Origin of the sequence: Bradyrhizobium sp. CCBAU 53421 (genome assembly GCF_015291625.1) — a bacterium.
Classification (GTDB): Bacteria; Pseudomonadota; Alphaproteobacteria; order Rhizobiales; family Xanthobacteraceae; genus Bradyrhizobium.
In genome coordinates this window covers 401,370-417,135 of record NZ_CP030047.1, presented here as the reverse complement: position 1 = coordinate 417,135, position 15,766 = coordinate 401,370, and the positions used below count along the sequence as shown (strand labels likewise).

Below are 15,766 nucleotides of genomic sequence, written 5' to 3'. Positions count from 1 at the left end.
CGATGTCGCTTGGCCCCTACGCGTCTTTCATCGTGACGTCCTATGCGCTGGTCGCAGCCGTCGTGCTGCTGTTGATCGTCTGGATCATCGCCGACTATCGCCGCCAGCAGGCGCACCTCAAGGAGATCGAGGCCAGCGGCATCACGCGCCGCTCCGGCCGCAGCGCGGCGGATATCAGATGAGCGAGCAGGCGACCAACGGCCCGCCACAGGCCCGCCGCCTGCTGGTGGTGCTGCCGCTGCTGGTTTTCCTCGGGCTCGCCGGGCTGTTCCTGCTGCGACTCTATGGCGGCGATCCCTCCAAAATTCCGTCGGCGCTGATCGGCCGGCCGGCGCCGCAGACCGCCCTGCCCGCGCTCGACGGCCTCGTCAAGGACGGCGAGCCCGTCCCCGGCCTCGATCCCGCGGCCTTCAAAGGCAAGGTCTCAATCGTCAACGTCTGGGCGTCGTGGTGCGTGCCCTGCCATGACGAAGCGCCGCTGTTGACTGAGCTCGGTAAGGACAAGCGCTTCCAGATCATCGGCATCAACTACAAGGACTCGCCCGAGAACGCGCGGCGCTTCCTCGGCCGCTACGGCAATCCGTTCGGCATCGTCGGCGTCGACGGCAACGGCCGCGCCTCGATCGAGTGGGGCGTCTACGGCGTGCCCGAGACCTTCCTGGTCGGACGCGAGGGTACGATCGTCTACAAGCTGGTCGGCCCGGTGACATCAGACAACGTCAACACTGTGCTGAAGGCCGAGATCGAGAAGGCGCTGCGCGCGGGACAGTAACCGCATCGGCATGCCGTGACTCGCGAACATGTATCGCACATGAATGACGCGAGAAATCACCTGCGGCATAATACTTCAACGCGTTTATCTGCGGTTCATTTCGCGGCCATGGCAACGCCATGAACGCAGCCCCAACTCAGTGGCGTTGACATCAACGTTCCTCTGGAGGGGACATATGCGCAAGACCACGCTCGCTTCACTTCTCGCCACCGCGCTCACACTCGGCATGATCACGGCGACGCCGTCGATGGCCCAAACTCCGCAGCCGGCTGCGCCCGCCGCGAAGTCCGACAGCAAGATGGCTCCCGCGCCGAAAGCCGCCACCCCCGACTTGAAGACGACGGGAATGGCGAAGGACGACCTGCTCGACATCAACAGCGCCGGCGCCGACCAGCTCGACGCGCTGCCTGGTGTCGGCAAGGCCTATTCGGCCGCGATCATCAAGGGCCGCCCCTACAAGGGCAAGGATGAACTGGTGCAGAAGCACATCCTGCCGCAGGCGACCTACGACAAGATCAAGGACAAGATCGTCGCCAAGCAGAAGAGCTGAGCCCTGAGGCCTCGGACGCAGCGCGGCGCAATCGCCCGCGCTGCGTTCGGATTTACTTTCTGAGGTCGCCGGCTTCCGCCTCGCTGGTTTCCAGCGAGACCGGCTCCAGATGATAGCGCTTGGTCAGCGGCATCTGGGCGATGGCGAAGATCATGGTCAGCGGCGTCACGCCGAACACCTTGAAGTTCACCCAGAAATCCGTGGTCTGGGTCCGCCAGACGATCTCGTTGAGAATAGCCATGCCGGCGAAGAACAGCGCCCAGCGCATGGTGAGGATGCGCCAGCCCTGCGGCGTCAGATTGAACATCTGGTCGAACATGACGGCGATGAAGGAACGGCCGAACAGCAGCCCGCCGCCGAGCACGGCCGCGAACAGGCCGTAGATGATAGTCGGCTTGACCTTGATGAAGGTCTCGTCGTGCAGCACCAGCGTCAGGGTACCGAACACCAAGACGATCGCGCCGGTGACCAGCGCCATGATCGGCACGTGCCTGGTCACCACATAGGACGCGATCATGGCAGCTACGATCGCCACCATGAACGCAGCCGTGGCGACAAACAGATGGTACTTGGCGTTGGCGACGAAGAACACGAGCAGCGGCCCGAGTTCGGTCGCGAGCTTGAACAGCGGGTGTGGCTGGGTCTTGTCCATTAATTCAATCCATCGAACTCGTGTCTTGTGAACTCGTGTCTTGGCCATCCTTCGAGACGGCGCTCCGCGCCTCCTCAGGATGACGACCTTCGTATCCCACCGTCATCCCTGCACAACGGCTTTGCCGTTGTTGCTGGAGGAGCGCGCACTTGCGCGCGTCTCGAAGGATGAATTATTCGATCCCGGCAATCGCCTTGGCAAAATCCTTCGCCGTGAAGGGCGCGAGGTCCTCGACGCCCTCGCCGACGCCGATGAAATGCACCGGCAGTCTGTGCTTCTCCGACAGCGCGACAAGGATGCCGCCGCGTGCGGTGCCGTCAAGCTTGGTCATCACGAGGCCGGTGACGCCTGCCGTACGATGAAACGCCTCGACCTGCGACAGCGCATTTTGTCCCACCGTGGCGTCGAGCACGAGCAGCACCGCATGCGGCGCCGACGCATCGACCTTCTTGATCACGCGCACGACCTTTTCGAGTTCGTTCATCAGCTCGGACTTGTTCTGCAGCCGACCGGCGGTGTCGATCAGCAGCACGTCGCGCGCCTGCTCCTTGGCCGCGGTCAGCGCGTTGAAGGCGAGGCTTGCCGAATCCGAGCCCTGGGCCCCAGCGATGACCGGCGCCTTGGTGCGCTCACCCCAGACCTTGAGCTGCTCGATCGCCGCGGCGCGGAAGGTGTCGCCGGCGGCCAGCATGACCTTGCGGCCCTCGGCGGAGAATTTCGCGGCCAGCTTGCCGATCGTCGTGGTCTTGCCGGAGCCGTTGACGCCGACCACCAGGACGACGAAGGGCTTTTTCCCGGCATCGATCTCGAGCGGCTTGGCCACCGGCGCCAGCACCTTCTCGACCTCGGTCGCAACGACGTCCTTGACCTCGTCGGCCGAGATCGCCTTGTCGTAGCGGCCCTTGCCGACGGCCTCCGCAATGCGGACCGCGACGTCGGTGCCGAGGTCGGCGCGCAGCAGCACATCCTCGATGTCATCGAGCATGGCAGAATCGAGCTTGCGCTTGGTGACGAGGTCGGCGACCGCGGTCCCGATCGAACTCGAGGTCCGCTTCAGGCCGCCTTTCAGCCGCTGCCACCAGCTCTGTTTGGGAGTTCCCGCAGTGGTATCGTTCATGGCGGGGGTGTGTTAGCCGTTTCGCTTCACAAACGAAAGTCTCGACGAATTGATCGATGTTCCCCAATTGACCGCGGAAGAAATCCTGGCGCGGGTGCTCCACCGCGACGGGCTGATGCTGGTCATCGACAAGCCGGCCGGCCTGCCGGTGCACCGCGGCCCCAAGGGCGGCCCCAATCTGGAGGCCTCGTTCGACGCATTGCGGTTCGGCCTGCCGCGGCCGCCGGTGCTGGCGCATCGGCTGGACAAGGACACCTCCGGCTGCCTCGTCCTGGGACGCCACCGCAAGGCGACCGCCTCGCTCGGGCTGTTGTTCAAGCACAGCAAGATCTCCAAGACTTACTGGACCGTGGTCGAGGGCGGCCCCGCCGAGGACGAAGGCACCATCGACATGCCGCTCGGCCGGCTCAACGCCGAGCGCGGCTGGTGGCAGAAGCCCGATCCAAATGGCCAAAAGGCCATCACCAATTGGAAGGCGCTGGGCCGCGGCGATGGCCTCGCCTGGCTCGCGATGGAGCCGGTCACCGGCCGCACCCATCAGCTCCGGGTGCATGCGTCGGCGATGGGCTGGCCGATCGTCGGCGACAACATCTATGGCAACGGCCCGCGCTTCGGCGAGCCGACCCTGCATCTGCATTCCCGCGCAATCGGCATCCCGATTTCCCGCAACAAGGACCCGGTGCACGTCGTCGCGCCGGCGCCCGAGCACATGCAGCCGCGGCTCAAGGCCTGCGGCTGGAACGGCGAGTAAAGCGTTTTCCAGCGAAAGCCTGTCCCGGACTTGACCCGGGATGGATACCGGTTCGCGTCAAGATGTAGAGCTTCCTCCGGGATTCTACTGATCTTTATCCTTACGAAACGTTCAGGTCCGTCCGATAGAGCTGCAAGCTGGCTTAGAACAAGCGTATCGGGACGGGCTCAGGACGAGCAATGCTGACTGCCGGGCAGGCAATTGTCGACGAGGTCGAGGCTGCAATACGCGCCGGCTCCGCCGAAAAATGCATCGCCACGGCGAAGCGCGTCACTGACCTATTTCTCATCTCCGCCGGCAGCTTCAACAGCGAGCAGATCGAGCTGTTCGACAATGTGCTCGAACGGCTGGTCAAGACCATCGAGCTGCGCGCACTCGCCGAGATCAGCGCCCGGATGGCGCTCACCGACATCAGCGAGCAGCTCGCTCCGGTCGCGCAGGCACCGCCCGCGATCGTTCGCCGCCTCGCCAGCAACGACGAGATCCGGATCGCGCGGCCGATGCTGCAGGAATCCTCGCGCCTCAGCGCCGAGGATCTGGTCGAGATCGCGCAGACCAAGAGCGAGCAGCATTTGCTCGCCGTCGCCGGCCGCTGGTGGCTGAAGGAAGTTGTCACCGACGCACTTCTGGCGCGACGTTTTGCCAGCGTGAGCCACCGCCTGGTCACCAATCCAGGCGCCAAGGTATCGCCGGACGGATTTGCGGTCATCCTCGCACAGGCCGAGCACGATCCGGTCCTCGCAGTCGAGACCGGGATCCGCGCGGACCTGCCGGCTGAGCTCCGTCTTCAGCTCCTGCGCGATGCAACGGAAGAGGTTCGCGGCCGTTTGCTGGAACGCGCCCCGCCATATCTGTACGAGGAAATCCGGCACGCGATCGCCGCGGTCGCCGCGGGCGTCGAGCGCGACATGTCGCAGGTGCGCGATTTCACCGCAGCCAAGCGCCACGTTGCAAAGTTGAAGGACAGCGACGAGCTCGACGAGGCCGCCCTGCTCGGCTTCGCCAGGCAGCGAAAATATGAAGAGACCGTCGTTGCGTTGGCGAATCTTGCGCAGTCGAACATCGAGGTGATCCGCTCTCTGATGCAAAGCCTGCGCAGTGAAGGCTTGCTGGTACCATGCCGGGCCGCAGGCCTGAGCTGGGAGACCACCGCCGCGGTGATGCAATGCCGCTATGCGACCGGCTCGATGGGAGCGCTCGAGCTGACCCACGCGAAGAGCCAGTTCACCAAGATGACCCGCGCAAACGCCGATCGCCTGCTGCGGTTCTGGCAGGTTCGCGCGTCGCAGCCTCCACGGCCCGGTGGACGCGCGCACTGAGAGCCTCGTGCGCGATGCGACTGGTTCTGATTTAAGCTGTCAAACAGCTTGTTCCGTTTGATCACCCGCGTGCGGATGATCATCGTGAGTCCACGGCTCTTCCCGCGCGTCGTCCTGGCGAAGACCAGGACCCATTACCACCGAATCTGATGATGAACGGGATCGTAGCCCCAGCCTCGTGCAACAATTCTCATGTGGGGTAATGGGTCCTGGCTTTCGCCAGGACGACTATGGGGATAGCTCGATTCAAGACGTCGAACAGCTTGTTCGGTGTCATCACCCGCGAAAACGAGGTGATCCAGTATTCCAGAGACGCCAGTGCTTGAGCGGAGAGGCCGCAGCGTACTGCATTGAGGAGCCGGCACGAGCGTCTCAGCCGTCCTATGCGACGAGGCGTGTGCCATCATGACCGCTCACGGTCAGCCGCCGCACCGCACCGGGTACATCGCCATTGATCGCAACCGGCAGGAAATGCTCGGTCCGGCCCTGCTTGCCGCTTTCGATCAGCACCTCGCGCGTCGTGCCGACTTCGGCGGCCAGCCGCCGCAGCAGCGCGGCTTCGCCTGCCATGCGCAATCGCTTCGCGCGCTCCTTGATCGCGCCGCCCGCGACCTGCGGCATCCGCGCGGCCGGCGTGCCCGGACGCCTCGAATAGGGAAACACGTGCAGGAATGTGAGATCGCATTCTTCGACCAGATCGAGCGAGCGCGCGAACATCTCTTCAGTCTCGGTCGGAAAGCCCGCGATGATGTCGGCGCCGAGCGCGATGTCCGGCCGCAGCCGGCGCAGCTGCGCGCAGAAGTCGATCGCCTCCCGGCGCGAATGCCGGCGCTTCATCCGCTTCAGGATCATGTCGTCGCCGGATTGCAGCGACAGATGCAGATGCGGCATCAGCCGCGGGTCGTCGGCAATGACATCGAGCAGGTCGCGGTCGGCCTCGATCGAATCGATCGACGAGATCCGTAGCCGCTTCAGCTCGGGCACATGGCGCAGGATCTGCCGGGTCAATTGACCGAGCTTCGGCGTGCCGGGCAGGTCGGCGCCATAGCTCGTGAGGTCGACGCCGGTCAGCACGATCTCGGCGTGGCCGCGCTCGACCAGCGTACGAACCTGATCGACCACCGCGCCCATCGGCACCGAGCGCGAATTGCCGCGGCCGTAGGGGATGATGCAGAAGGTGCAGCGATGATCGCAGCCGTTCTGCACCTGCACGAACACCCGCGGCAAGCCGCGCGCGAAACCGTCGAGCAGATGCGGCGCCATCTCCGTCACCGCCATGATGTCGGCGACCGCGACCTTCTCACTTGCATCGATATCGAAAGCTGCACGCGTCGCGCGCCACGCGTCGCCGCGCATCTTCTCGTCATTGCCGACGACGCGATCGACCTCGACCATCTCGGCAAACATCTGGCTTTGCGTCTGCGCCGCGCAGCCGGTGACCACGATGCGCGACGCCGGGCGCTCGCGTTTCAGTTTGCGGATCGACTGCCGGGCCTGCGCCACCGCCTCGTTGGTGACGGCGCAGCTGTTGATGACGATAGTGTCGGTCAGCCCGGCCTGCTCCGCCTCGCGCCTGATCACCTCGGATTCGAAGGCGTTGAGGCGGCAGCCAAAGGTGACGACGTCGACACCCATAATGATCAAGCAACGCTGGCGAACAGCGCCGGATCGAAGCGGCCCTCATATTCGAAATCGGCGGTGCCGGTCATCAGCACGTGATCGTCGCGCTCGCGCCACTCGATGCCGAGCTTGCCGCCGGGCAGCGTGATCTCGACAATGCGATTCGCGCGCTTGAGCCGCGCCGCCGCAACCGCCGTCGCACAGGCCGCCGAGCCGCACGCCCGGGTGAGGCCGGCGCCGCGCTCCCAGGTGCGGATCGTGATGTGGTCGCGATCGACGATATGGGCCAGCGTGATGTTGGAGCGTTCCGGGAAGATCGGATGGTTTTCCAGCAGCGGCCCGAAACGCTCGAGGTCGTAGGCATTGACGTCATCGACCCAGAACACCGCGTGCGGATTGCCCATCGAGACAACCGAGGGCGAATGCAGCACCGGACTGTCGATCGGCCCGACCTGCAGCTCGATATAGCGGGTGTCGCGAAATTCCTCAGCCAGCGGAATGTCCTGCCAGCCGAACTTCGGCGCGCCCATGTCCACGGTGTAGAGATCGGGCGCCGGCCCCTGCCAGCAATTGAGCAGGCCGGCGCGGGTCTGGAACGTCGCTGACGTCTGGCCGGTCTTCTCGAAGATTCGCCGCACCACGCAGCGCATGCCGTTGCCACAGGCCCCGGCCTCCGAGCCGTCATTGTTGTAGATCGTGATGTACGCTTCGGTGCCGTCGAGCCGCGGCGGCTGCAGCACCATCAGCTGGTCATAGGGCGCTCCGGCCGGCGACGCCACCGCGCGCGCCTCCGCTGCGGTAACTTGTGCCTTGGAATCGCGCAGGTCGACGACGACGATCTCGTTGCCGATGCCGTTCATCTTGGCGAATGCGTGATTGGCGAGCGCGCTCATCGATTTTCCCAAATTCTGCCCGGTTATATGGCGAGTGGTGGCCTGTTGGCCAGTCCGCAGGCGGCTATGACACATCTGTCATGGGACGAATGCAGAACTGGCGTGTTAGGAATATCGCACCTCGCGGACCGCGCGCCGGGACAGAGCGGCCGTTTGAGGAAGGGGATGGAGAATAACAAATGAACCGTATCAACACGCTCCGCGCGGCCCTGGTCGCGCTGCTCCCTTTGGCCGCGATCGCCCTGGCAAGCCCGGCGCCGGCCCAGTCCCCGGCCACCTCGCCCGCTCCCGCGGCAAGCCCGACCCCAACCCCCACGCCTGCACCGTCGGCAACCCCGGTGCCACCGCCGGCCGAGACCAAGTCACCGGCCGACAGTCCCGCCGCATCGCAGTCCCCGACGCCGCCGCCGGCCGCCCCGGTGCAGACCGCCGATCCCTTCGGCGAGCCGTTCACGCTGGAGCCGAAGAAGGTCGTGATGCTGAAGGGCACCGCCAACTGGGATTCTGCCTTCGACGCGCTGATCGAGGCGTTCAAGCAGCTCACCGCGCTGCTCGACAAGGACGGCATCAAGGCAGCGGGCAATCCGATGATCGTCTACACCTCGACCGACGACACCGGCTTCACCTTCATCGCCGAGATCCCGGTCGATCAGGATCTGAAGAATCTCGGCAAGAACATGAGCATGGGCAATTCGCCCGACGGCAAGGCGCTGAAGTTCGTCCATCGCGGTTCCTACGACAACATGGACAACACCTATGAGGCGATCACCAATCACCTCGACGACAAGAAGCTCGAAGCCAAGGACACCTTCATCGAGGAATACATCACCGATCCGCTGAAGACCGCCGAAGACAAACTTGTGATCAACGTCTACGTACCCCTGAAGTGAGCCAGATGACCAACCGCCTCCCTTTCGCTGCCGCCCTCATCGCGACCACGCTGCTGGCTGCGCCCGCATTCGCCGACAGCGACTTTCCGCCGGCGATCTCGGTCACCGGCGAGGCGACCGTGTCGGCCGCGCCCGACGAGGCGCAGCTCGACGCCGGCGTCACCACCGACGGCAAGACCGCGCGCGAGGCCACCGACGCCAACAATGTGACGATGGGCAAGGTGCTGGCCGCGCTGAAGGGCGCCGGCATCGCGGAGAAGGACTATCAGACCTCGCGGCTGTCGCTGCAGCCGCAATTCGCCAACCGCCCGCCGTCGTCGCCGAACGCCCCGCCCAGCATCGTCGGTTACCACGCCAGCAATCGCGTCACGATCAAGCTGCACGATGTCAGCAAGGTCGCGGGGGTCATCGACGTGCTGGTGGGCGCCGGCGCCAATGATATCGGCGGGCTCAATTTCTCGGTGTCGCAGGCCTCGAAGCTGCTCGACGACGCCCGCGAGCGGGCGATCGCCGATGCCCGCCGCAAGGCCGAGATCTACGCCAAGGCCGCCGGCGTCACGCTCGGCGCTCCCTTGAATATCTCGGAAGTCGGCTCGGCGCCGGTGCCGATGTTCCGCGCCAAGATGGCCACCGCAGGATTCGCCGCACCGACGCCGGTGGCGCAGGGCGAGGAAACGCTGACCGTCAATGTGAGCGCCTCCTGGGCGATCAAGGAGAAGTAGCAGTTATTGTCGTCCCTGCGAAAGCAGGACCCATAACCACAGGATCGAGTCGTTCGAATTCGCTGTGGCCACAGCCGCTCAAGACGACCGATGACGGTGGTTATGGGTCCCGCGCTTCGCTTGCCCGGGACGACAGCTTTCAAATCTCGAACACCTGACCCGGCTTCAGTGCCACAAACCTCTCGCGCGGCACCTTCGCCGCGTCGAGCGCTTCGCGAAGCGCGATTGCCGGCGCGTCGATCGCCTCGTCGGTCAGCTGGAAGGTGCCGTGGTGATGCGCCAGTGCTTGCGCCGCGCCGCAATCGGCCAGCGCCTTCACCGCGTCCTCCGGGTTCATGTGCTGGTCGCGCATGAACCAGCGTGGCTCGTAGGCCCCGATCGGTAGGATCGCCAGCCTTAAGGGTCCATGCGCCTCGGCCACCCGGCGGAAATGCCGGCCGTCGCCATAGCCGGAATCGCAGACGATGTAGAGCTTGCCGGCCGGCGTCTCCAGCACGAAGCTCGCCCACAGCGCCTTGTTGCGATCGAACAGGCCGCGCGCCGACCAGTGCCGCGTCGGCACCAGCGTCACGGCAAGGCCGCCGCCGAGCTCGACACGCTGATGCCAGTCGAACGCCTCGGCCTTGATCGCGGCATCGGAGGCCCGCATCGTGACGTCGTTGCCGAGCGGCGTGATCACGCGCGGCGCAAACGTGGCATTGAGCTTCGACAGCGTCGCGACGTCGAGATGGTCGTAATGGCCGTGCGACACCAGCACGACGTCGATCCTGGGCAGCTTGCCGAAGGCAATGCCGGGATCATTGTGCCGTTTCGGACCTGCGAAGCTGAACGGCGAGGCCCGCATCGACCACACCGGATCGACGAGGATATTGAGGCCACCGGTCTGGATCAGCCAGCTGGCATGACCGACAAAGCAGAACCGCACCTTGTCACCATCGACCCGGGGCGGCGGCGTATCGGCAAAGGGGCTCGGCGCCCAGTCCGGCCAGACCGCGCGCTGCCTGCCGCTGCCGAACTGCCAGCGCAGCACCTCGCCGAGCGATTTCGGCGGCGATCCGTCCGGGTCGAAGAAGTGCAGGCCGTCGAAATGATCGGAGACGAGGCCGTCGTAGGTTTTCATGTAGGACATCCAGATCGAGGGCACGCCGAGCGCAGCGGCGGCTCCGGTCAAGGTTGCGAGAAGGCGGCGGCGGGTGATGATCGGCAAGCGGGTTCCCAAACAGGAGGCTGGCTCCGGTTATATGGGTGGCACCGGCGAATTCGGAACCGGCATGTCAAATTGGCGCAATTTCAATGCCTTAGGATCTGAACCGCGCGAATTGCGACGAAACTTTCCTTGACTTTGCCGCCCCGGCAGCGTTTAACGCAGCCACTTTCTCGGAAAGCTCCGTCTTTTCGACCCGCCGACTGGTCCTGGAGGCCGGAGGCCAACGCCCGACAGCGCGATGCGCCCTCGGGCGCGAAAGTGTTTGGACCATCGTCTTGGCGATCCGTCTTGGCGCGGTGCCAAAGCAAACTATCTGGTCATCACCCGCGAAAGCGGGTGATCCAGTATGCCAGAGGCAGTTCGGCTTGAACCGAGGAGCCGCGGCGTACTGAATACCCCGCTTTAGCGGGTTATGACGGCAAGTGAATGAAGCGAGCGCTCACGGGCGCAACGAAGGACAACGGCATTGTTCGACAATCTGTCGGAACGGCTTGGTGGCATTCTCGATCGTCTGACGGGGCGCGGTGCGCTGACCGAAAAGGACGTCGATGCCGCGATGCGCGAGGTGCGCCGCGCGCTGCTCGAAGCCGACGTCGCGCTCGAGGTGGTCCGCAGCTTCATCGACCGGGTTCGCGAGCAGGCGATCGGCGCCACCGTCGTCAAGTCGGTGACGCCGGGCCAGATGGTGGTGAAGATCGTCCATGACGAGCTGGTCGCCACGCTCGGTTCCGACGGCCAGACCATCGACATCAATTCCGTGCCGCCGGTGCCGATCATGATGGTCGGCCTGCAGGGCTCCGGTAAGACCACCACCACCGCAAAACTCGCGCGCCGCATGGTCCAGCGCGACAAGCGCAAGGTGCTGATGGCCTCGCTCGACGTCTACCGCCCGGCGGCGATGGAGCAGCTCGCGGTGCTCGGCCGCGACCTCGACATTCCGACGCTGCCGATCGTCGCCGGCCAGATGCCGCCGCAGATCGCACGGCGCGCGCTCGAGGCCGGCAAGCTCGGCGGCTACGACGTCGTGCTGCTCGACACCGCCGGCCGCACCACGCTCGACGAAGACATGATGAAGGAGGCGGCCGAGATCAAGGCCGCCGCCAACCCGCACGAAGTGCTGCTGGTCGCCGACTCCCTCACCGGCCAGGACGCGGTCAACCTGGCGCGCTCGTTCGACGAGCGCGTCGGCCTCACCGGCATCGTGCTGACGAGGGTGGACGGCGACGGCCGCGGTGGCGCCGCGCTGTCGATGCGCGCGGTCACCGGCAAGCCGATCAAGCTGATCGGCACCGGCGAAAAGACCGACGCGCTGGAAGACTTCCATCCGAGCCGCATCGCCGGCCGCATCCTCGGCATGGGCGACGTCGTCTCGCTGGTCGAGAAAGCTGCGGCCAATATCGACGCCGAGAAGGCCGCGCGCACCGCCGAGCGCATGCGCAAGGGTCAGTTCGACCTCAACGACATGCGCGAACAGCTGCAGCAGATGGCCAATATGGGCGGCATCGGCGGCCTGATGGGCATGATGCCCGGCATCTCCAAGATGAAGAACCAGATCGCCGCGGCCGGCATCGACGACAAGATTCTCAAGCGTCAGGTCGCGATCATCGATTCGATGACGCGGCAGGAGCGCAAGAACCCGGACCTCTTGAAGGCGAGCCGCAAGAAGCGCATCGCGGCCGGCGCCGGCCAGAGCGTCGAGCACGTCAACAAGCTGCTGAAGATGCACCGGAACATGGCCGACATGATGAAGGCCATGGGAAGCGGCAAGCGCGGCCCGCTCGCCGGCATCGCGCAGGCGATGGGTTTTGGCGGCGGCATGAAGCCGCCCTCGCCCGAAGAGATGAAGGCGCTGGCCGAGAAGATGCAGGGCGGCGCCGGCGGCGGCCTGCCCAATCTGCCGAAGGATTTGCCGGCCGGGCTGCGCGGCGGCCTGCCGAACGTGCCGGGCCTGACCGGCCTGTCCGGCAAGCCGATGCTGCCGGGCCTCGGCGGCTTCCCGGGCAAGAAGAAATGAGGAATTCGTCGCGACGGCTCGCATGCGGCCGGCGCAACGCGGAATGCCAATCAATCGAACACATCGTACTTTGAAGGAGAACTAAATGTCCGTTGTTATCCGCCTCGCTCGCGCAGGCACCAAGAAGCGTCCGGTCTATCACGTCGTCGTCGCCGACTCGCGCTTCCCGCGCGATGGCCGCTTCATCGAGCGTCTCGGCCACTTCAACCCGCTGCTGCCGAAGGACAACGAGGCCCGCCTCAAGCTCGACATGGACAAGGTGAAGGCCTGGCTCGCCAAGGGCGCGCAGCCGTCGGATCGCGTGACCCGCTTCCTCGATGCCGCCGGCGTCGTGAAGCGCACCGCGCGCAACAACCCCGAGAAGGCCGTGCCGCGCAAGGAGCGCAAGGCGCAGGCCGAAGCCGCCGCCAAGGCCTAAGGCTGAACGGCGACCACGGTGGCTGCACCGGTCTGTGTCGCCCGTATCGGCGCTGCGCATGGTGTGCGCGGCGCCGTCCGGCTGTGGACCTTCACCGAAGATCCGCTGGCGGTGAAGGACTACGGCCCGCTGATGACCAAGGACGGCACGCGCCAGTTCGAGGTCACGCATATGCGCGAGGCCAATGATCATCTGGTGGTAACGCTGAAGGGCGTCGCCAGCCGCGATGACGCCGAACGGCTCAACGGTCTGGAGCTCTACGTTCCGCGCGACCGGCTGCCGGACACCGACGACGGCGAATATTACCACACCGACCTGATCGGGCTCGCCGCGGTGACGACGACAGAGCAACCGCTCGGCAAGGTGATCGCGATCCATAATTTCGGCGCCGGCGACATTATCGAGATCGCCCCGCCGCAGGGCGCAACGATGCTGCTGCCGTTCACCAATGCCGTGGTACCGACCGTGGATCTTGATGCCGGCCGCGTCGTGATCGTGCTGCCGCAGGAGATCGACGGCGACGATCCGTCGGCAGCCTGAAAAAAAATATCAGCTCGTCATCCGGCCCTGCTGCTCGAGCCAGTCGCAGAACACCGCGCTGTGCGGATCGTTGCTGCGGCCGGCCGGAAAATACGCGAAGTAGCTTCGCGCCGGCAGGCTGACGGCCGGAAACGGCGTCACCAGACGCCCGGCCGCGAGATCATCGGCAATCAGCGCGGTCGGGCCCATCGCAACGCCGAGACCATCGAGCGCGGCCTGGATCGTCAGATAGAAATGATCGAAGGTCAGCGCGGCCGCCGGCTCCAGCGCGGACTGCCCGGCCTCGGTGAGCCAGTCGCGCCACAGCCGCGGCATCGAGGTGACATGCAGCAGCGTATGCCGCGAGAGGTCCGCGATCTCACGCAGCGGCAGTTGCGCTGATAGCTTCGGACTGCACACCGGCAATCGCCGCTCCGACACCAGGAAGCGCGACGAGAAACCGTGAAAGGTGTCGGGTCCGCCGCGGATCACGACATCGAATGTGTCAGGCAGCGCATCCACCGGATCGTTCGACGTGCTGAGGCGCACCTCGATATCGGGATGCTCGGTGCGAAACCGGCTCATCCGCGGCAGCAACCAGCGCAGGCTGAAGGTCGCGAGCGCATTGACGCGCAACACCGCCACCGCCGCGTCACCGCGCCGTTCGCGGTGCTGCTGCACGGCGGCCGAGATCCGGTCGAGCGCAGGAGCGAATTCCGCGAGCAGCGCCGCGCCCGCCGGCGTCAGCACCACCCGCCGCACCGACCGCCGGAATAGCGACGGCGCGCCGAGCCACTCCTCGAGCAGCCGGATCTGCTGACTGACCGCGCCGTGGGTCACGCTGAGTTCGGCAGCGGCTTCCTTGAAACTGCCGAGCCGCGCGGCGGCCTCGAAGGCGCGGACCGCGTTGAGCGGCGGCAGGCTGCGGCGTGGGACGAACATGATCCCTTCATACCAGATTTTCTAACACATGATCCGATTATTACTGGTTTGTGACAGCGACCCATCGAGCGCATATTGCGCAGCAAGCCACTCATATGTCGCTCCTTTTCGAGGCCTCCGCCCAATGCACGCCCGTTCTATCTTTAGATTTTCTTGCACTGGATGGTGGCAATGAGCGTGTCCGTAGAAGCCAATACATCCCGCCCCGACCACGCTCAGGCGACCCGAACGCTGTCCGTGACCGGGCTCAACCACGCCCTCCACGACGGCTACACCGACCTGATCTATGTGCTGTTGCCGGTCTGGCAGGCCGAATTCGCCCTGAGCTACGGGCTGCTGGCGCTGCTGCGCGGGCTCTATGCCGGCGCCATGGCCGGGCTGCAGATCCCGGTCGGACACATCGCGGAGCGGATCGACGGCAAGATCATCCTGATCGCTGGCACGGCGCTGTCGGCGCTCGGCTATGTATTCGCCGGCTTCTCCGGCGGCGTAATCGGACTTGGCCTGGCCCTTGCGCTCTCCGGCGCGGGTTCGAGCACGCAGCATCCGATCGCTTCCGCTGCGGTGTCGCGCGCCTATGGCGCGGCCGCGCGCGGGCCGCTCGGCATCTACAATTTCTCCGGCGATCTCGGAAAGGCGGCGATCCCGGCAGCGACCTCGATCCTGCTGGTGATCATGTCGTGGCGGCACACGCTGCTCGTGCTCGCGCTTGCGGGCTTGCTCGTCGCGGCCTGCATCGCACTCTGGATGCCGTCGGTCGGCAAGGGCGCCGAGCGCAAGACAGCCGCCGCGTCACATCACGCAAGCGCGGGCAGCGGCTTCTACTGGTTGCTCGCTATCGGCATTCTCGACACCGCAGTCAGGATGGGTTTTCTCACCTTCCTGCCGTTCCTGCTCCGCGACAAGGGCGCCTCGCTACCGACCAACGGCCTTGCGCTGGCGCTGGTCTTCATCGGCGGCGCCGCGGGAAAATTCACCTGCGGCTGGCTCGGGGCGCGGGTCGGCACGCTGCGCACCGTGCTCATCACCGAAGGCGGCACGGCGGCGCTGATCGTGGCCGTGCTGGTGTTGCCGCTTGCGCCGGCCATCGTGCTGCTGCCGCTGCTCGGCGTGATGCTCAACGGCACCTCCTCGGTGCTCTATGGCACGGTGCCCGAGCTCACGCCGGCACATCAAACCGAACGTGCCTTCGCGCTGTTCTATACCGGCACGATCGGATCGGGTGCGGTCGCGCCGGTCATCTACGGCCTGCTTGGCGACGCGCTCGGCCCGACACTCGCCACCGCAGCGACCGCGCTTACCGCGCTGGCGATCTGTCCACTGGCAGTGGCGCTGGCGCGGCATCTCGGCGATGATCCGCCGGAGGCGTGACGCTTAACG

General features: G+C 65.5%; 17 protein-coding genes. 11 read left to right on the top strand and 6 right to left on the bottom strand.

Annotation, left to right across the window (positions count from 1 at the left end; all coding sequences use genetic code 11):
* Positions 1-2 precede the first annotated feature (2 nt).
* The 3 genes from ccmD (at position 3) to XH92_RS02010 (ending at position 1,322) form a co-directional block, all read left to right on the top strand.
* Positions 3-182, top strand: a complete 180-nt coding sequence (gene ccmD, locus XH92_RS02020; RefSeq protein ID WP_173639646.1) for a heme exporter protein CcmD — start codon at positions 3-5, stop codon at positions 180-182.
* Positions 179-772 (top strand): DsbE family thiol:disulfide interchange protein, encoded by a 594-nt coding sequence (locus tag XH92_RS02015; RefSeq protein WP_194457744.1) that lies wholly within the window; start codon positions 179-181, stop codon positions 770-772. The genes ccmD and XH92_RS02015 overlap by 4 nt, the downstream gene beginning before the upstream one ends.
* 175 nt (positions 773-947) lie before the next feature.
* Complete coding sequence (locus XH92_RS02010; protein WP_194457743.1) at positions 948-1,322, top strand: helix-hairpin-helix domain-containing protein; 375 nt, start codon at positions 948-950, stop codon at positions 1,320-1,322.
* A gap of 52 nt (positions 1,323-1,374) precedes the next feature.
* On the opposite strand, the gene XH92_RS02005 is transcribed toward XH92_RS02010, so the two are convergent.
* Positions 1,375-1,974 carry a septation protein A gene (locus tag XH92_RS02005; protein WP_194457742.1) on the bottom strand — a complete coding sequence of 200 codons (600 nt, stop codon included), beginning with the start codon at positions 1,972-1,974 and terminating at the stop codon, positions 1,375-1,377.
* A gap of 172 nt (positions 1,975-2,146) precedes the next feature.
* Positions 2,147-3,091 (bottom strand): signal recognition particle-docking protein FtsY, encoded by a 945-nt coding sequence (gene ftsY / locus XH92_RS02000; protein ID WP_194457741.1) that lies wholly within the window; start codon positions 3,089-3,091, stop codon positions 2,147-2,149.
* Between the two features lie 49 nt (positions 3,092-3,140).
* On the opposite strand from ftsY, the gene XH92_RS01995 reads away from it, so the two are divergent.
* Together XH92_RS01995 and XH92_RS01990 are read left to right on the top strand one after the other, a co-directional pair.
* Positions 3,141-3,842, top strand: coding sequence for an RluA family pseudouridine synthase (locus XH92_RS01995; RefSeq protein ID WP_194457740.1), 702 nt, complete (start codon positions 3,141-3,143; stop codon positions 3,840-3,842).
* Between the two features lie 179 nt (positions 3,843-4,021).
* A complete protein-coding gene (locus tag XH92_RS01990) occupies positions 4,022-5,161 on the top strand; it encodes a DUF2336 domain-containing protein (protein ID WP_194457739.1) in 1,140 nt (379 codons plus the stop codon).
* 381 nt (positions 5,162-5,542) lie between these two features.
* Here XH92_RS01990 and mtaB read toward each other — a convergent pair whose 3' ends face one another.
* Together mtaB and dapF are read right to left on the bottom strand one after the other, a co-directional pair.
* Positions 5,543-6,796 (bottom strand): tRNA (N(6)-L-threonylcarbamoyladenosine(37)-C(2))-methylthiotransferase MtaB, encoded by a 1,254-nt coding sequence (gene mtaB / locus XH92_RS01985; protein WP_194461062.1) that lies wholly within the window; start codon positions 6,794-6,796, stop codon positions 5,543-5,545.
* Between the two features lie 5 nt (positions 6,797-6,801).
* Entirely contained in the window at positions 6,802-7,674 is an 873-nt protein-coding gene (gene dapF / locus XH92_RS01980; protein ID WP_194457738.1) for a diaminopimelate epimerase, read from the bottom strand.
* 179 nt (positions 7,675-7,853) lie between these two features.
* Between dapF and XH92_RS01975 the strand changes: the two genes are divergently transcribed.
* Together XH92_RS01975 and XH92_RS01970 are read left to right on the top strand one after the other, a co-directional pair.
* Positions 7,854-8,564: a GyrI-like domain-containing protein gene (locus XH92_RS01975; RefSeq protein WP_194457737.1), complete on the top strand. Its 711-nt coding sequence runs from the start codon at positions 7,854-7,856 to the stop codon at positions 8,562-8,564.
* A 5-nt stretch (positions 8,565-8,569) separates the two neighbouring features.
* Complete coding sequence (locus XH92_RS01970) at positions 8,570-9,286, top strand: SIMPL domain-containing protein (protein WP_194457736.1); 717 nt, start codon at positions 8,570-8,572, stop codon at positions 9,284-9,286.
* Between the two features lie 139 nt (positions 9,287-9,425).
* On the opposite strand, the gene XH92_RS01965 is transcribed toward XH92_RS01970, so the two are convergent.
* Positions 9,426-10,406: an MBL fold metallo-hydrolase gene (locus XH92_RS01965; RefSeq protein WP_371818120.1), complete on the bottom strand. Its 981-nt coding sequence runs from the start codon at positions 10,404-10,406 to the stop codon at positions 9,426-9,428.
* A gap of 553 nt (positions 10,407-10,959) precedes the next feature.
* Between XH92_RS01965 and ffh the strand changes: the two genes are divergently transcribed.
* The 3 genes from ffh to rimM all read left to right on the top strand — a co-directional run bounded on the left by ffh (position 10,960) and on the right by rimM (position 13,465).
* Positions 10,960-12,507 carry a signal recognition particle protein gene (ffh, locus tag XH92_RS01960; RefSeq protein ID WP_194457734.1) on the top strand — a complete coding sequence of 516 codons (1,548 nt, stop codon included), beginning with the start codon at positions 10,960-10,962 and terminating at the stop codon, positions 12,505-12,507.
* A gap of 85 nt (positions 12,508-12,592) precedes the next feature.
* On the top strand, positions 12,593-12,925 hold the full coding sequence (gene rpsP, locus XH92_RS01955) for a 30S ribosomal protein S16 (RefSeq protein ID WP_029081296.1): 333 nt from the start codon (positions 12,593-12,595) through the stop codon (positions 12,923-12,925).
* A gap of 18 nt (positions 12,926-12,943) precedes the next feature.
* On the top strand, positions 12,944-13,465 hold the full coding sequence (gene rimM, locus XH92_RS01950) for a ribosome maturation factor RimM (RefSeq protein WP_194457733.1): 522 nt from the start codon (positions 12,944-12,946) through the stop codon (positions 13,463-13,465).
* 9 nt (positions 13,466-13,474) lie between these two features.
* Here rimM and gcvA read toward each other — a convergent pair whose 3' ends face one another.
* Positions 13,475-14,386, bottom strand: coding sequence for a transcriptional regulator GcvA (gene gcvA / locus XH92_RS01945; protein WP_194457732.1), 912 nt, complete (start codon positions 14,384-14,386; stop codon positions 13,475-13,477).
* A 171-nt stretch (positions 14,387-14,557) separates the two neighbouring features.
* Between gcvA and XH92_RS01940 the strand changes: the two genes are divergently transcribed.
* Positions 14,558-15,757: an MFS transporter gene (locus XH92_RS01940; RefSeq protein ID WP_194457731.1), complete on the top strand. Its 1,200-nt coding sequence runs from the start codon at positions 14,558-14,560 to the stop codon at positions 15,755-15,757.
* Positions 15,758-15,766 lie beyond the last annotated feature (9 nt).

Coding starts and splice junctions, on each gene's coding strand:
- XH92_RS01970 (WP_194457736.1), top strand. CDS start 8,570: ATGACCAACCGCCTCCCTTTCGCTGCCGCCCTCATCGCGACCACGCTG.
- XH92_RS01975 (WP_194457737.1), top strand. CDS start 7,854: ATGAACCGTATCAACACGCTCCGCGCGGCCCTGGTCGCGCTGCTCCCT.
- XH92_RS01965 (WP_371818120.1), bottom strand. CDS start 10,406: ATGAAAACCTACGACGGCCTCGTCTCCGATCATTTCGACGGCCTGCAC.
- XH92_RS02015 (WP_194457744.1), top strand. CDS start 179: ATGAGCGAGCAGGCGACCAACGGCCCGCCACAGGCCCGCCGCCTGCTG.
- ftsY (WP_194457741.1), bottom strand. CDS start 3,091: ATGAACGATACCACTGCGGGAACTCCCAAACAGAGCTGGTGGCAGCGG.
- dapF (WP_194457738.1), bottom strand. CDS start 7,674: ATGAGCGCGCTCGCCAATCACGCATTCGCCAAGATGAACGGCATCGGC.
- gcvA (WP_194457732.1), bottom strand. CDS start 14,386: ATGTTCGTCCCACGCCGCAGCCTGCCGCCGCTCAACGCGGTCCGCGCC.
- XH92_RS01990 (WP_194457739.1), top strand. CDS start 4,022: ATGCTGACTGCCGGGCAGGCAATTGTCGACGAGGTCGAGGCTGCAATA.
- ccmD (WP_173639646.1), top strand. CDS start 3: ATGTCGCTTGGCCCCTACGCGTCTTTCATCGTGACGTCCTATGCGCTG.
- mtaB (WP_194461062.1), bottom strand. CDS start 6,796: ATGGGTGTCGACGTCGTCACCTTTGGCTGCCGCCTCAACGCCTTCGAA.
- rpsP (WP_029081296.1), top strand. CDS start 12,593: ATGTCCGTTGTTATCCGCCTCGCTCGCGCAGGCACCAAGAAGCGTCCG.
- XH92_RS02010 (WP_194457743.1), top strand. CDS start 948: ATGCGCAAGACCACGCTCGCTTCACTTCTCGCCACCGCGCTCACACTC.
- XH92_RS01940 (WP_194457731.1), top strand. CDS start 14,558: ATGAGCGTGTCCGTAGAAGCCAATACATCCCGCCCCGACCACGCTCAG.
- XH92_RS02005 (WP_194457742.1), bottom strand. CDS start 1,974: ATGGACAAGACCCAGCCACACCCGCTGTTCAAGCTCGCGACCGAACTC.